This window comes from Nostoc sp. DedVER02, assembly GCF_034530675.2.
Taxonomy (GTDB): Bacteria; Cyanobacteriota; Cyanobacteriia; order Cyanobacteriales; family Nostocaceae; genus Nostoc.
The window spans coordinates 40,190-56,473 of sequence record NZ_JAVRCP020000029.1 but is presented as its reverse complement, the minus strand read 5'-3'; the positions used below and the strand labels follow the sequence as shown (position 1 = coordinate 56,473).

Sequence of the window (16,284 nt, the reverse complement as noted above, 5' to 3'; positions counted from 1 at the left end):
ACCGTAATTGCACAAGCTTGAGCAGAAAGAGCGCAATCACCCTCTCGCAACGGTAATTATATTTAAGGATAATGCCCTGACCAATGTCTTTGAGTCCACTGTTCGCTTTTGGTGATATGTAAAATAGTGTTCATGGTAATTAACAAATGCGATTAATTTTATACAGTAAACCCGGCTGTCATCTATGTGAAGGCTTGCAAGAAAAGCTAGAAAAAATCCAAAATCTCAGTTTCGAGTTGGAAATTAGGGATATTACGACTCGTGAAGATTGGTTCGCGGCGTATGAGTATGAAGTGCCAGTACTGTATTTATCGAACCGCCAAGCCGCCAAGGGCGCGGAGGGAGAAATTATAGAAGCACCATTGCCTCGTCCTTCTCCTCGTGCTAGTGTGCAGCAGTTGGAGCAAATGTTGCGTAAGTATTTAGCCAATTAGAAAAAAATAATGCAGAATAAGCGCAAGATTAAGAAGGTGACGAGGTTCACAAAATGAAATTGCGGGAATTACTAACGGCGGTAGACAGTGTTGAACAATTGCCTAGTCATCCGATGGAGGATGTGGAAGTTAAGGGTTTGAAGACGAATTCTCATGCTTGTAGTGCGGGAGATTTATTTATTGGGATGCCAGGAACGCGGGTTGATGGTGGAGAATTTTGGCAAAGTGCGATCGCATCCGGGGCTGTAGCTGCGATCGTTTCTCCCGAAGCTGCACAAAAAAATCCTCCCACGAATGAGGCTGTGGTCATTAGTGCAAGTAACATAACTCAAGCTTGTGCCCAGATAGCCAGTGCTTTTTACGGTTATCCTGGGCGAAAACTCAAGCTGGTGGGTGTGACTGGTACAAATGGCAAAACTACAACTACTCATCTGATTGAATTTCTACTCATCAAAGCTAATCTAGCTACAGCTTTAATGGGAACTCTCTACACTCGTTGGGCAGGTTTTGAGCAAACTGCTGCCCACACTACGCCTTTTGCGGTGGAACTGCAACAGCAGTTAGCAGAGGCTGTAAAGGCTGGTAGTGAGTTCGGGGTGATGGAAGTAAGTTCTCACGCTTTGGCCCAAGGTAGAGTGTTGGGCTGTGAATTTGAGGTGGCGGTGTTCAGTAATCTTACCCAAGACCATCTCGATTATCACAGGGACATGGAAGATTACTTTGCCGCCAAAGCGTTGTTATTTAGCCCTAATTATCTCAAGGGACGGGCAATAATTAATGCTGATGATTCTTACGGGAAGCGGTTAATTGCCTCGTTAGATTCTGAGCGCGTTTGGAGTTACAGTGTAAACGACAACAGCGCCAATTTATGGATGAGTGATTTAAGTTACCAGCCCAATGGTGTCAGTGGTACATTACATACACCAAAAGGTGACGTAGCCTTTCGATCGCCACTAGTCGGTCAATATAATTTAGAAAATCTTCTTGCAGCCGTTGGTGCAGTTTTACACTTAGGACTAGATTTGCAGTTAGTGGCGTCTGTAATACCTGAGTTTCCCGGAGTTCCCGGACGGATGGAACGAGTACAAATTGATGCTGACCAAGATATTAGCGTGATTGTGGATTATGCCCACACCCCCGATAGTTTAGAAAATCTGCTGAAAGCTGCACGCCCGTTTATACCTGGTAAAGTGATTTGTGTGTTTGGTTGTGGCGGCGATCGCGATCGCACTAAGCGCCCAAAAATGGGTAAAATTGCTGCTGAATTAGCTGATGTGGCAGTAGTGACATCAGATAATCCCCGCACAGAAAACCCAGAACGGATTTTAGAAGACATTTTGGCAGGAATTGCCCCAACAGTAAAACCAATTGTAATTTGCGATCGGGCTACTGCAATTCGCACCGCTATTTTACAAGCACAACCAGGTGATGGAGTGTTGCTTGCCGGCAAAGGTCACGAAGACTACCAAATTCTCGGCACTGAAAAAATCCATTTTGACGACCGAGAACACGCACGCGACGCTTTACACCAAAGACGTTAATTTGGGAATTGGGAATTGGGAATTGGGAATGGGGTATTCTCCTTGTCCCCTTGCTCCCCCTGCCCCCTGCCCCCTGCCCCCTGCCCCCTTCCTTCTTCCCCATTCCCCATCCCCCATTCCCCATTTTTCATAGTTAATGTTTCTTTCCGTGGGGATTTTGTAAAAAATGCACGCAGAAAGGTGAAAATCGAAGACAGAATTATTTCTTGCTTCATCCTTTTTGTGCTTGACTCATGAATGTTTCTCTGGCTAAGGATCTGTCTGTTTATCAACTGGTTATGGGAGTGCAAGTGCCTCCAAAACCATTGTCCCTCAGTCCTGCGACTCTGCTATCACTGGTGAGAGCGCAAATTGACTTACTAATTGAGCAGCAAATTGTAGCCACTTTATGGGTGAAGCTACCACCAGAAAAAATTTGGCAATCAGAATTAACGCGTTACCAATCTTCGGTAGGTGCGTCTAGTCTCATCTATACTTGCCAAATTAACGAAAGTGAAAAAGGGAGAACTGGGGAAGACGAAGAAGCAGGGGAAGATAAGACTTCCTCATCTTCCTCATCTTTTCATCATGTCACTGTTCACCTACCACCAGATAGCCAACTGCGACGGGAAAACTTTCTGATGGTGTTATCGCCCCAGTTTTGTAGTTTAATTTTGGCTCATCGACCACTTAAAAAACGCAAAAATCAGACATCTGCGAAGGTAAATACTAATAAAAATCAGCCATTGCTGATTATAACTACTGTTGAGGGCAGAGTAATTCAGCAAGTATTAGATGGTATTCAAAAAGCAATTGCGCCAGAATCATCGCCAATTGAACCTGCTGATTTTATTTGTCCAACTATGCCCCAAGCGGCAACGATGAATCAACTGTTTGCAAAACAACTCCTGCGACAGGATGAAATTAATCGTCAAATCATCACAGCCCGCACTACCAAGTTGCAGCAGCTAAATCAAGAACTGCACAATAAAGAACAACTTCAAGATGAATATCTGAAGAATCTCTGTCAGGAACTGCGTATACCTCTGACGCATATCAAGACAGCACTTTCGTTATTGAATTCTCCTAATCTCAAACCCCCGCAACGACAACGTTATTTACAGATGTTAAATACCCAGTGCGATCAGCAAAATTCCCTAATTAGTGGTTTATTGGAACTGGTGCAACTAGAACGGAATTTAGAGGGGATGGCTTTGGAGTCAGTGCGGCTCTCAGATATTGTACCTGGAGTAGTCAGTACGTACCAACCTGTAGCCCAAGAAAAAGGGATTATGCTAGCTTACACCGTACCCACTGAACTCCCACCTATTTGGTGTGTGAGTGGTGGGCTGAGGCAAATTGTAATTAATCTGCTGCACAACAGCATTAAGTTTACTCCTCATGGCGGTGAAGTATGGGTGCGTGCCCGTATTCAAGGCGATTATGTCCAATTAGAATTCCGCGACACAGGGATTGGTATTGCTGAAAGTGAGATTCCTAAAATCTTTGACCGATTTTATCGTGTGCGTGCAGCAGCTACTGAAGATTATGGTGGTGCTGGTTTGGGGTTAACAATAGTACAGCAATTGCTGCTGCGCTGTGGCGGATCTATTTCTGTAAAAAGTAAATTATATGAAGGTTCTACATTTACAGTGCAATTGCCAACCGTTGGCGATACCCCAAGAGCGATCGCAATCGAAAATGAGTGATATGGCACAAGCCTTGGTGGTTAGGACATCAACAGATGATGAAACTTAGACACAAAAAGACTTTTCACCCAGTCCCTAGTCCCCAGTCCCTTGCTATAAATTATGATTGTTCCCTAAGTCAATAAAAGGAATTAAAACTTTAATAACCAGCTAATTATTACAATTGTGAATAATTAGTTTTTAATTCCTTGTTATTTCAAACTTACCGAGAATTTTTAGCTCGAAGTTTTTGGGAGCGCAGCAGTAATTTGTCGGAGCATCATGACTTTCCAATATGGCACAGGAGCCAGTAATACAGTCCCAGTTCCCTCAAAAGTGCTGACAAGAAACTCTCCAGAAGTCATCGAGCCTAAAAGAGATTTAGTAGCTTTTTCAACGCGATAGTTTACAGTATTTGTGCGAGCGATCGCAAAATTTCCATCGACAACTAATCGATCGTTTTGTAAATTTATTACTTCTACAGGGCCTTGTGCTACCATTACTACTTTCCCCCTGCCTTTGACTTTTGTTTGAAACAAGCCCTCACCACCAATTAAGCCTGAGACAAATTTGTTTCGTTCAACTCCCACTTCTACAGTCCCATCACTAGCCCAATAAGCACCACTATCTAAAATCCATTCACTACCGTCTAATTCTAGAATGTGATATCCCGCTAAAGATGGCTCTAAATATAATTCACCCGTACCTGTATATGTAGGACGGAAAATGTTTTCTCCCGTCGCTAAAGATTTTAAAAACCCGCCTGCTGAAGGGGGTTTAGATTGCATCTGAATATTGCCACGTATATAGTACATAGCACCAGATTCAGTTCTTACTGTTTCGTTTTGCAAAGTTACCTTGACTAAACGTAAACTTTCTTTTTCGATTATTTCAAAACTTGCCATAATTTATTTGTTGATTTGTACACAAATCTGTACTTGGCTTTTAGCCAGAATTTATATACATTTTTGGCATCTATTTTTACAAATGGCAAGTTAGAGAAGTTTAATTACTGTATGAAATACCTATAGTTCAGGCGAAGGCAACTATGGATATTTCATAAAAATAGTTTATGAATCTTCACTCCTAAGTTTTAGCTCCTAATTTATGTTTATTGCTAACTTCTAAGGGAAGGAAAATCGTCAAAACTTCCCCATAGTGTGGACGCTGGCGCACAATCAATTTACCGCCGATCGCTTGGAATAAATGCTTAGTTGCAGCGATATTCAAACTAATCGTACCCGTTTCTGGCTGGAACATCAGCAATTGACCAAGGGCTTTGCGAATTGGTGGTGTTGCAGGTGTGGCGGCTTTACTCGAATCTTTGCATCCGAATTGGGGTGATAGTTGTAACTTCAGTTGATCTCCAGCCGGGATAACTTGTACTTGAATATGGCTACCAGAGGGTAAGCTACGAGTGAAATTCTCTATCAAACCAGTGAGTACCCGATCCAACATCATCGGATTGCTTACCACAGTTGGTAGTTGCTGGGGTAAAACAACATTTAAAGTTAAGTTTCGCCGATGTGCTGCTTGTTCCCACCGGGGAATGCTCTGCTGCAACACTTGATCTAAAGACATCGGTGTGAGTTGAGTTTTTGACGATTTTGTAGAGGCAGTAGTTTCTAGTTCTGCCGCCTTAAACAGCAACTCCATGCGGTCAATTTGCTCGGTACACTCGTGATCGATAATTTTTAAACGATTGATCACACTCTCATCTAAATCTCGCCGCTTCAGCAGCAGACGAGTCATGGTGCGAATAGTTGTTAAAGGCGTGCGGACTTCGTGAGCAAAAGCTTGGAGCAATTCTACATCAGGATTTGGGGATTGGGGATTGGGAATTGGGGATTGGGAATTGGGAATTGGGAATTGGGAATTGGTATTTTTGCCCCTGCACCCTGCACCCTGCTCCCCTGCTTCTTCCCCAGTCCCTTCTGCCTCTGTTAATTCCTGAAGCAATAATTGGCTAAACTGGATCATGATGCGGTAATCTGGTGCTACCGGAGAATAGTCTTGTACCAATACATCCAGGCGGGCAAAAAATTCTGGATTAGCCAGCATTACCCTCGCTCCGAGCGATCGCCAAGCTTGCTGTACTACTTCTGGTTCAAAAGAAAATGAAAAGGTTTTTTTCCCGTTTTTATGGGTTGCTAAAACCAGTACTAATCTAAATTTATCAGTAAAAACTAAGCAAAACTGCTCTGCACCGAGAGGATCGGCAGGTAATAAGGGAAGTACCGATTCATGAGGAGCGATTTCTTCATCTATAGGTGCAATCGCATCTGGCATCTCAAATGGCATCAGCGCCAAGGGATTAAATGGTTTTGCTGTGAAAGTGACTGTTTGTAAACTTTGAGTTAGTTTTGGTTGACTAAATAAGGGTGCTGGTGCAGCTAAAACTAATCCTTGGGTTGTGTCAACTGAATCAGCTGCTAAAGTATTTAATAGCAAATGTTCTGTCGCTGCGAGGCTAACACGCCACTGCCGCTCTGCTTTACCAGGCGAACATTCAGCCACAGTTGATTGATTTTGGGCCAAGATTTCGCTCAGACTTGGCAATATCCATTCGTACACAGGTTTTCACCCCCTAATTCAAGAGCGACCAACAGCATCTAAGGTAGACATTTCACTACTACCTCCGAGGTTATAACTATTTGTGTGCTGTTGAAAGTGGTAGAACCGAACAATTCGGGCGCAATTTCCCCTATATAGCGATTAAGGGGAAGGGGTAAAGGGGAAGGGGTAAAGGGGAAGGGGGAAGGGGTAAAGGAAAAAAAGAGTAAAACTTTTCCCACACCGTATAGAGCAAGTATTTTTAAATATGGAAAATATTAAAAGAAGATTTTTCAGACACGTAGTGCAATAAAAAACAGTGTCCATATTTGAAACCCCTGCTTTTAAGTCACTGGTTCCCTTTACCCTTTCCCCTTTCCCCTTTCCCTCTTTCTTCATTGTGCTGATTTCCCTGCTCGAATCGGGATTGCAATCACAAACTCTGCACCCTGTCCCGGTGATGAAATACATTCCAAAGATCCACCATGCTTTTCAGTAATTATCTGGTAACTAATCGATAATCCCATACCAGTCCCCTTACCAACTGCTTTCGTAGTGAAAAAAGGGTCAAATAAACGCGATTGGATTTCTTTGGGAATTCCCACTCCATTATCAGCAATCCGAATCACAACATTTTCATTTAGCTGTTCCGAAGAAATGCGAATTAAGGGATTTGGACAAAGTTCTTTTTGGAAAGCCTCTTCTAAAGCATCGATTGCATTTGTCAAGAGGTTCATAAATACTTGATTCATTTGCCCCGCAAAACACTGAATTTTAGGGATTTCGCTATACTCTTTGACCACTTGAATTTGAGGATGATTATTTTGTGTCTTGAGTCGGTGTTGCAAAATTAACAGAGTACTTTCGATTCCTTCATGCAAATCAGCAGTTTTGAACTCAGCTTCATCCAAGCGCGAGAAAATTCGTAGACTGAGAACAATTTCTCGGATGCGTTTAGCCCCCATTTTCATTGAGGTTAGCATCTTAGGCAAATCTTCTATTACATACTCAATATCGCTCACTTCTTTAGCATTTTGAATTTCTGGCTCTGGATAGGGGTAATGTTTTTGATAAAGCTTAATTAACAGCAACATCTGTTGAGTGTAATCATCAGTGTATTCGAGGTTGCCGTAGATAAAGTTAACCGGATTGTTGATTTCATGGGCAACTCCCGCCACTAGTTGACCAAGGCTCGACATCTTTTCCGATTGAATTAATTGGATTTGGGTTTTTTGCAGTTCTTTCAAAGCTTGCTGAAGTTCTGCTTCTGCCTGCTGGCGATCGCTAATTTCGTCTCGTAATTGTTCGTTAGCATTGACCAACTCATCTCTTGAATGTTGAAGATCGTCCGCCATTTTGTTGAATGAGTTAGCTAAATCGCCTATTTCATCCTGAGAGCGAATATAAACTCTGGTATCCAGCTTCCCCTCAGCCAGATGTAACACAGCTTGCTGGAGTTGCTTAATCGGTTTTGAGATACTTTTAGAGATCAAATAGCCTGCCGATAGCGCCACTATGCCAGATGCCAAACAAATGAATGAGGTGAAAACAATATTTTTTTCGGCTGTTACTAATGCTGCTTCATAAAGGGGTGTATATTCCAGAATGACTGCACCAATTGTTTCACCCTTATTATTTTTAAAAGGAACAGCAAGCAATTGAATTCCTTGTGGATACTCAGGACTGGCTTCAACATAAGTTCTGGTTATACCATCTTGAATAGTTTTACCAACTTCATTGTTGCGATCGCGATTTAATCGCGTACCGATATCTTCTGTAACTACATCCGCCAGAATGATTTTATTGCGGTCTACAATCTCCAGATCGCGCTGACGTTGCTTGTGTAGCGATTGAATATGCTCTTGTAACTGGGCTAGCATTTCCTCGCGCGATCGCATTTCGTGGTATTCAAACTCATGGCTAACGAAATATCCCAATAGACCAGCAACTTCTTCAGCTTCTTGTTGAGCAAGATACTTAGCTATCTTCACTTGTTGATAAGCACTCATTGCACCAATCATTACTGAGAGAGTAGCCATTCCTAGAATACCCGAAGTTAATTTCTGACTAATTTTCATTCGTTACTCTCAACCTCAAGTGCTGGCTACTGTGATGATTTAGTTTTGGGAGTTTGCCCTGATTTTAAAATTCCCATTTTTCAGCCTGAAACCTACAGAATCAACAGCTATTAGCCAAATTTTTCATCTAGGTCTATCTTGGCGATACTTCTTTGGGAGAGGCTACGCGATCGCATTTTTTGAGTAGATTAACAATAGACCATCTCAAAGGCAATTTATGACTTCTTTTGATTCAGCTGAAGATTTAGTACTAGTTGCTGGTGCTACTGGTGGAGTGGGGCAACTGGTAGTAGGGAAACTCCTAGAAAAGGGTTTGAAAGTTCGCGTTCTGACACGCAATGCTGCCAAAGCCGAAGAAATGTTTAACCAAAGAACGGAAATTGCCGTTGGTGACATCCGTCAGCCAGGTACACTCCCAGCCGCAACGCAAAATGTCACCCACATAATCTGCTGTACTGGAACCACCGCCTTTCCCTCTACGCGATGGGAATTTGACCAAACCCCGAACTTGCTTGAATGGGGAATCACTTTCCTTAACCCCAAATCTAGCGAAGCAAAAGCAAAGAATAGTCCAGCCAAAGTAGATGCCCAAGGTGTCAGCAACCTAGTTACAGCAGCACCCCAGAATTTGAAGCGATTCGTTTTTGTCTCTTCCTGTGGAATTCTCCGCAAAGATCAGTTTCCTTTCAGTATTCTTAACGCTTTTGGTGTCTTGGATGCCAAACAAAAAGGCGAGGAATCCATAATTAATTCAGGATTACCCTACACCATTATCCGCCCAGGACGCTTGATTGACGGGCCATATACCTCATACGACCTCAATACACTGCTAAAGGCAAAAACCGATGGAAAATACGGTGTAGTCGTAGCCACAGGGGATACACTTTCAGGTGATACCAGCCGGATTGATGTAGCAAACGCTTGCGTAGAATGCCTTTTTCAGCCAAGTAGTTCCCAGAAAATTTTTGAAATAATCAACCAAGGACAAAGACCACCTGTAATTGATTGGGAAACTCTTTTCTCTAGACCTAAGTAACTCCTCAGTGCTGAGTCATATTTTATCCAATTCCCAATTCCCAATCCACAATCCACAATCCCCAATCCTCAGTACTTTACCTCTAAAGACGGCAAACACCACTCTGATGTTACGGTTCACCCTAATTACTGAAAGTATTAATTCTCATACATTAGACAGAGTGAAGGCAAATCAATCCATGAACCAACTAAAAAAACTATTTAGTTAGTCTAACCGTCCTAAGCAAGGTTCGGGAAACCACCCTTCATGGACTGGCTACCCCTAAGCTTCAGTATATATATCAGCATAATCTGGAGTTTTAATCCCAGGAAAGCCAAATCAAAGGTACTCATGCTGAATTGGCTGATTTATTGACCTGTTGGTTCAAAATTTAGTCCTTTATATTCTCATTCATTCATTTGTAGTTATACGGAGCCAGCACCTAAAATGGCAAAAGTAGTTGGAATTGACTTAGGAACAACGAACTCCTGCGTGGCAGTAATGGAAGGTGGTAAACCCACAGTAATTGCTAATGCTGAAGGTTTTCGGACAACGCCATCAGTAGTGGCATTTGCGAAAAATGGCGACAACTTGGTTGGCCAAATCGCCAAACGCCAAGCGGTGATGAACCCCGAAAATACGTTTTACTCAGTCAAACGCTTTATCGGTCGCCGCTACGATGAAGTGGGTAACGAAGCAACTGAAGTTTCTTACAAAGTTCTCAGCAGCAACGGCAATGTCAAATTAGATTGTCCGATAGCTGGTAAACCTTTTGCTCCTGAAGAAATTTCTGCAAAGGTTCTTCGCAAACTAGTTGAAGATGCTAGCAAATACCTTGGTGAAACTGTAAGCCAAGCTGTAATCACCGTTCCCGCGTACTTTAACGACTCTCAACGGCAAGCGACAAAAGACGCTGGTAAAATTGCTGGGATTGAAGTTCTGCGGATTATCAACGAGCCGACTGCTGCTTCTCTAGCTTATGGGTTTGACAAGAAGAGTAACGAAACCATCCTCGTATTTGACCTTGGTGGTGGTACCTTCGACGTATCTGTGCTGGAAGTAGGAGATGGAGTTTTTGAAGTACTAGCCACATCTGGGGATACACACCTTGGTGGTGACGACTTTGATAAAAAAATAGTTGACTTTTTAGCTGAAAAGTTCAAGAAAGCCGAAGGCATTGACCTGCGGAAAGACAAACAAGCTTTACAACGTCTGACTGAAGCCGCAGAAAAAGCCAAAATTGAGCTTTCTAGTGTCAGCCAAGCAGAAATCAACTTACCATTTATCACTGCTACCCAGGATGGGCCCAAGCACCTGGATACAACTCTGACTCGCGCCACATTTGAAGAACTTTGTTCTGACTTAATCGACCGTTGCCGTATCCCTGTAGAAAACGCTCTCCGGGATGCCAAGTTAAGCAAAAGCGATATTGATGAAGTGGTACTAGTTGGTGGTTCCACCCGGATTCCCGCAGTCCAGCAGATTGTGAAGCAGGTATTGGGTAAAGACCCTAACCAAAGCGTTAACCCTGATGAAGTTGTAGCGATTGGTGCAGCTATTCAAGCAGGTGTACTGAATAATGAAGTTACTGGCATCTTACTCTTAGATGTATCACCACTTTCTTTGGGTGTTGAAACATTGGGCGGCGTGATGACCAAAATTATCCCCCGCAACACGACAATCCCCACTAAGAAATCGGAAGTCTTCTCCACCGCAGTGGATGGTCAAACCAACGTAGAAATTCACGTCCTTCAAGGTGAACGCGAATTTTCTAACGACAACAAGAGTTTGGGAACCTTCCGTCTAGATGGTATTCCTCCTGCACCACGTGGCGTTCCTCAAATTGAAGTGGTGTTTGATATTGACGCTAACGGTATCCTTAACGTTACCGCTAAGGACAAAGGTACTGGTAAAGAACAGTCCATCAGCATAACCGGCGCTTCCACTCTGGATAAATCTGATGTTGACCGGATGGTAAGAGAAGCTGAACAGAACGCTTCATCTGATAAAGAAAAGCGTGAGAAGATTGAACGTAAGAACCAAGCCGACTCTTTAGCATATCAAGCTGAAAAGCAGCTACAAGAATTGGGCGATAAAGTTCCCGATGCTGACAAAACCAAAGTCGAAGGTTTAGTGAAAGAACTGCGGGAAGCAGTTGCTAAAGAAGACGATGAGCAAATCAAAAAGCTCACCCCAGAATTGCAACAAGCTCTATTCGCGGTTGGTAGCAATATCTATCAACAAGCTGGTGCCGGTGCTGCACCTGGTGCTGAACCTCAAGATGGTGGTTCCACCTCTAGTTCTGGTAGCGGCGACGATGTAATTGACGCTGATTTTACAGAGAGTAAATAATTTTCTTACTTCTTTCGGGATGATTATTTTATCCCCCCTCATATTACCCATCCAAGCAAACGCCTGGGTGGGGATTTTTTTTTAGGAGTTATGAGTTATGAGTAAAAGTAATATTGCTAGCTCTTGATTTTAATTTATTTTTTGCTCCTCACTATTAACTCCTTTATGCCATATCCACAAGCACCTTGGACACTTCAAGGCTACGCTATTCAAACTCTGCATTTGGTAAATATTGACCGAGTGCGTCCTTTGATTCCCTTAGAATTAGAAATTATTTCTGTATGGCCTGGTAAAACCCTAGCTAGCGTATATTTATCTAATTACGGGTCAGGCTCAGTACTGGAATACAGTGAGTTAATTGTTGTTCCAGCTTTGGTTAATTACCAGAAAAAAATTGGTGGTTGGATTTCTCACATTTATGTAGATAATGCTGATTCGGTGGCTGGCGGTCGAGAAATTTGGGGACTACCAAAGGAATTAGCTGAGTTTACCTGGGATCGAGGAGAGTGCGTTACTGTACGTCAGGGAAACCAGGAGTTGTGCAGTCTTAAATATAATCGGCAAAGCTTGGCATGGAGACAGGGGTTAAGTGTCTCTAGTTTCAGCGTCAAGGGTGCTGATTTGCTGATATTCCCTGCTGAATTTGAGGCTGTATTGGGTTTGATTGGTTCTCAGTTAGAAATCCCCGCCGAAAGTCCTTTTTCTGGAATAGGTTTAGGTCAGCCTTGGTTAACTGGGCGTTGTGAGCAGATGAGTTTGCGGGTTGATGGGCCAGAAGTTGTAGGTCAATCAATTTTGGATTTTAGGTTAAGGCAAGAGACGCGATGAATCGCCGTCTCTACAAAACACTGCTTATTGTAGAGACGGCGATTTATCGCGTCTTTGTGATCATTTTCATTTATTAGTTAAGCGCGTGCTAGTAAGGGGGCAGCAGCTAATAAGGTTTTGGTATAAGGGTGCAGAGGATTAGCAAAAATATTTTTTGTCAGACCGAGTTCGACAATTTTACCGCCATTCATCACGGCAATACGATCGCACAAAAATCGAGCTAACCAAAGATCGTGGGTGATGAACAGATAAGTTAACTCAAACTCTTCTTTTAATTGCAACATCAAATCCAGCACTTGCGACTGCACGCTAGCATCTAACATACTCACTGGTTCATCGCAGATCAAAAGTTTGGGGTGAGTAATCAAAGCACGAGCGATCGCAACTCTTTGCTGTTGTCCCCCAGATAAATCTGATGGATAACGCTCATAATAAACTTCTGGCGGTGTTAATCCAACTTTCTCTAGCATCCAAAAAACTTGTTCTTTTGCCTTAACGGGATCGGCTAGATTGTGTATAAATAAAGGATCGGCAATACTTTGTCCCACCGTCATCGCTGGATTGAGACAAGCATGGGGATCTTGAAAAACCATTTGAATTTGTCGCCGTGAGGAGCGAATTTCTTGACGCGACAGTGTAGTTAAATCTTGTCCTAAAAACTCAACTTTGCCACTGGTAGGGCGAATTAGTTGCAAAATTGTTCGTGATAGTGTACTTTTACCACAACCTGATTCCCCGACTAAGCCGAGAATTTCTCCGGGATAGAGATCCAAGTTAATACCATCTACTGCTTTAATGGTCTGGGTTTGGGTGTTAAGCAGCCGTTCGATAAAGTTAGGTTCTATAGTGTAGTGTTGTTTGAGTTCAGTAATACTTAAAATTGGGGATTTATCATTAATAATCGGCAATTGCTTTTCTGAGTCATTAGCAATTATCAGTTCTCCATCATCAGTTACTGCTTGAATGTGTAAAGCTGCTTTTAAGAGCGATCGCGTGTATTCATGTTGAGGTTGCCTAAATACGCTTTCTGTAGAACCCATTTCCACCATTTTGCCGTGGTACATCACGCCAATGCGATCGCAATACTCAGCCACCATTGCTAAATCGTGAGAAATTAGCAACAATCCCATGTTTTCTTCACTGCACAGGCGAGTTAATTCTTGCAATATCTGCGCGGAAACGGTGACATCTAAGCTGGTGGTGGGTTCATCGGCAACAATCAATTTGGGGTTGAGGAGTAAAGCTAAAGCGATCGCTACCCGTTGACGCATTCCACCGCTAAATTCGTGGGGATACTGATTCCAGCGACTAGGTGGAATATTCACTTTTGCTAAGGTAGCAAGTGCTTTTTTTTTGGCTTCCCGTGTTGATAATTCTGGTGAGTGCGCCTGAAGGGTTTCGATGCAATGTTTACCAATCGTCATCAACGGATCGAGGCGTGTCATAGGATCTTGAAAAATTAAGGCGATCGCCTCTCCTCGAAATTTACGCAACTGGTTGGGCATCAAGTCAAACACCGACTGTCCTTGAAATGTCACCCGTCCCTCAATCCGACTAGAAGCTGGTAGTAAACGCATTACTGCCCTTCCTATAGTTGACTTGCCACAACCCGACTCTCCCACCAATCCCATTCTTTCACCTGGTTGCAAGGTGAAAGATACATCATCAACCGCCCAGCTTGCCTCTTCTCCACTCCGTTGAGGATAGGCAACTCGCAGATTTTCGATACAGAATAAGGCTTCACTCATACTTAGTTATCAAGCCCTGGGCTACCAGTTTTTATAATTTTAAATTTAAGATAGTCTATCAGATTAATATTAAATCTCCATTCTGCAAATATATTTCTTGCCTTAGCCGATCTTTTATGATAGTAATTTATACCGCTTGTCTCAAGTTTTCTCAGTTAATGCTAAGAGACAAGCAAGTATTTTTACTATTAAACTAATTAATATTCATGATCTTGATTACGATCGGTTGTGCTTTGGTCAGTTTCTAATAACCTTGAAATCAGCACGTCTGGTTTTCTACTAATAACAGACTTAACTTTATCAACAGCAACTACTTCACTAATTTTGACAACCATTTCCCAGAGAGTATCTTCCTCTGTATCTTTGTTGTAAGTTCTATGTTTAAACCACAACAAATCATCCCAAATTCCAATAATTGTGGCGAAATACCACTTTTCTCGTACTAGTATCCAGATTTCTTGTTCTAAGTAAGTCTGTAGAAGAGATTTCACAATGGCTAAGAGAATTAAAAAGATTGTGCTACATATTAAGTAAGTATTAACAGGTAAGACAACAGTTAAAATACTGATATAATTTAGTGTAAATTATATAAACATAATTTAACAATTAGCAAGTATAAACTCTCTAAGGATTATCTTAAGCCAATAGCTTCGTTGATAATCGTCTGAGTTTTGGAAATACTACCTGTATAAAATGTAATTTTATAATTTCGTATTGTGTACTACAGACAAGAAGCATCTACTACACAGCATTATCACTGAGGTGCATCGACAGCATTCCCTAAATAGTATTATTCCCAAGGGTACGACTCAACTTAGCAGGGTTGTTTTCTGTTTACCGAACAGAATTCAGTAGTCAGGAGCCAGAAAACAGATATGAATTTTGACCGAAAAAGCGGATAGCGCAGCCTCTTCTAGTCCGCGAGTGTCTTAATTCTGACTCCTAGATTCTGACTTCTGAATTCTTCTTCAACATATTGGATTAAATCGGCCAGTTCTAGATATTTACAAGTTAGTTTAACTAATTAATTCATCCATTTGTAGGAGGTAATTAGCAAGGCAATAAGTGTATTTTGTTTATAGTAAGACCAACAGAATATGGTTTGAAACAACATTTACACAAAGGATATATCAATCATGTTAAACCTGATATTAACTAGATGTATAAAAATCAAACCCTTACTGATTTCAACAGCTTTTTTACTGGCTGTACAAACTTCCGCCAATGCTCAACAATCTGTTCCTAGTTTGACTCCGGCACAAGCTCAAAGTTTATCCCGTGGCTTAGTTCCATATAATTCTCAAGATTTTTTTAGACAAGGAAAAGAATCGATTGAGAGAGAAATTCAAATTCTTAGGCAAAGGCAACTATCACCAATTAAACCTGTTCTGAAGATTGATTTTGTACAGCAAATTAAAAGACCACCTACTCAGCAAAAGCCTGAATCTAGCAGTCCGCTTTGATTTATAAATTGATTTGTTTGGTGCGTAAAGTGCAGCGCAAGTGCGATATGCAAGCAACAGGAAAGTTGTATTGAGTTTTTTAAAAAATCAAACCTGAGTTCTGTATCTTATCTAAGTAAGAACCATTATGCTGCTATCGCTACTTTTTCTACTGCTATTTCTTAAGCTATAGCAGCTAAATGTCTTCTCAGGGATTTCAATTATTATGCTCTGCTTTTTATGAACAGAGCTTTTGTGTTTTGAATAAGTTTTGCAACAAAAATTTACAAGTTTAATCGTCTAGCAAACTCATCAAAGCTTGAACTTCAACATCTTGCGGTTCTGACAATTGAGACTGTAATTTTAATAATTGACTCTGTAGTGCTTCTACTACATGGATCATATTAGATTCTTGTGCAATCTTTAACTGATTCTCTTTAATTTGGATTTGTTGAAGCAAGGTGTTTTCAACATGAATTGAGTTGTAATGTTGAGCAATCATAGCGTTACATTTTTTATCAATCTCTAAAGGGCAATTAAATTTATTACCAGTGTATTATTCCACACTTTTATCAGTTTTTAGATATTTGGTGATTTAATCTTGAGGGACTTGCGAAAAATAAATT

At 41.7% G+C, this 16,284-nt stretch carries 13 protein-coding genes; 7 read left to right on the top strand and 6 right to left on the bottom strand.

Annotated elements, in window-relative coordinates; all coding sequences use genetic code 11:
• Positions 1–146: 146 nt before the first annotated feature.
• From RMZ41_RS23850 to RMZ41_RS23840, 3 genes are all read left to right on the top strand, one after another.
• Entirely contained in the window at positions 147–434 is a 288-nt protein-coding gene (locus RMZ41_RS23850) for a glutaredoxin family protein (RefSeq protein WP_322642500.1), read from the top strand.
• 53 nt (positions 435–487) lie between these two features.
• Entirely contained in the window at positions 488–1,975 is a 1,488-nt protein-coding gene (locus RMZ41_RS23845) for a UDP-N-acetylmuramoyl-L-alanyl-D-glutamate--2,6-diaminopimelate ligase (RefSeq protein ID WP_322642501.1), read from the top strand.
• A gap of 233 nt (positions 1,976–2,208) precedes the next feature.
• Entirely contained in the window at positions 2,209–3,663 is a 1,455-nt protein-coding gene (locus RMZ41_RS23840; RefSeq protein ID WP_322642502.1) for a DICT sensory domain-containing protein, read from the top strand.
• Positions 3,664–3,878: 215 nt separating this feature from the next.
• Here RMZ41_RS23840 and RMZ41_RS23835 read toward each other — a convergent pair whose 3' ends face one another.
• The 3 genes from RMZ41_RS23835 to RMZ41_RS23825 all read right to left on the bottom strand — a co-directional run bounded on the left by RMZ41_RS23835 (position 3,879) and on the right by RMZ41_RS23825 (position 8,273).
• Positions 3,879–4,547 (bottom strand): AIM24 family protein, encoded by a 669-nt coding sequence (locus RMZ41_RS23835; protein WP_322642503.1) that lies wholly within the window; start codon positions 4,545–4,547, stop codon positions 3,879–3,881.
• Positions 4,548–4,728: 181 nt separating this feature from the next.
• Positions 4,729–6,216: a HAMP domain-containing sensor histidine kinase gene (locus RMZ41_RS23830; RefSeq protein ID WP_322642504.1), complete on the bottom strand. Its 1,488-nt coding sequence runs from the start codon at positions 6,214–6,216 to the stop codon at positions 4,729–4,731.
• A 374-nt stretch (positions 6,217–6,590) separates the two neighbouring features.
• Positions 6,591–8,273, bottom strand: a complete 1,683-nt coding sequence (locus RMZ41_RS23825; protein WP_322642505.1) for an ATP-binding protein — start codon at positions 8,271–8,273, stop codon at positions 6,591–6,593.
• 217 nt (positions 8,274–8,490) lie between these two features.
• Here RMZ41_RS23825 and RMZ41_RS23820 point away from each other — a divergent pair, with 217 nt between their 5' ends.
• The 3 genes from RMZ41_RS23820 to RMZ41_RS23810 all read left to right on the top strand — a co-directional run bounded on the left by RMZ41_RS23820 (position 8,491) and on the right by RMZ41_RS23810 (position 12,468).
• On the top strand, positions 8,491–9,309 hold the full coding sequence (locus RMZ41_RS23820) for an SDR family oxidoreductase (RefSeq protein WP_322642506.1): 819 nt from the start codon (positions 8,491–8,493) through the stop codon (positions 9,307–9,309).
• A gap of 426 nt (positions 9,310–9,735) precedes the next feature.
• Positions 9,736–11,640, top strand: a complete 1,905-nt coding sequence (gene dnaK, locus RMZ41_RS23815; RefSeq protein ID WP_322642507.1) for a molecular chaperone DnaK — start codon at positions 9,736–9,738, stop codon at positions 11,638–11,640.
• Positions 11,641–11,805: 165 nt separating this feature from the next.
• Entirely contained in the window at positions 11,806–12,468 is a 663-nt protein-coding gene (locus RMZ41_RS23810; RefSeq protein ID WP_322642508.1) for an acetoacetate decarboxylase family protein, read from the top strand.
• A 77-nt stretch (positions 12,469–12,545) separates the two neighbouring features.
• Here RMZ41_RS23810 and RMZ41_RS23805 read toward each other — a convergent pair whose 3' ends face one another.
• Both RMZ41_RS23805 and RMZ41_RS23800 read right to left on the bottom strand, forming a co-directional pair.
• Positions 12,546–14,216, bottom strand: coding sequence for an ABC transporter ATP-binding protein (locus RMZ41_RS23805; protein WP_322642509.1), 1,671 nt, complete (start codon positions 14,214–14,216; stop codon positions 12,546–12,548).
• A 197-nt stretch (positions 14,217–14,413) separates the two neighbouring features.
• Positions 14,414–14,707: a hypothetical protein gene (locus RMZ41_RS23800; RefSeq protein ID WP_322642510.1), complete on the bottom strand. Its 294-nt coding sequence runs from the start codon at positions 14,705–14,707 to the stop codon at positions 14,414–14,416.
• A gap of 645 nt (positions 14,708–15,352) precedes the next feature.
• Between RMZ41_RS23800 and RMZ41_RS23795 the strand changes: the two genes are divergently transcribed.
• The gene (locus tag RMZ41_RS23795; protein ID WP_322642511.1) at positions 15,353–15,679 is read left to right on the top strand and encodes a hypothetical protein; all 327 of its coding nucleotides are present in this window, start codon (positions 15,353–15,355) and stop codon (positions 15,677–15,679) included.
• A gap of 271 nt (positions 15,680–15,950) precedes the next feature.
• On the opposite strand, the gene RMZ41_RS23790 is transcribed toward RMZ41_RS23795, so the two are convergent.
• Positions 15,951–16,160: a hypothetical protein gene (locus RMZ41_RS23790; protein ID WP_322642512.1), complete on the bottom strand. Its 210-nt coding sequence runs from the start codon at positions 16,158–16,160 to the stop codon at positions 15,951–15,953.
• Between the last annotated feature and the right edge of the window lie 124 nt (positions 16,161–16,284).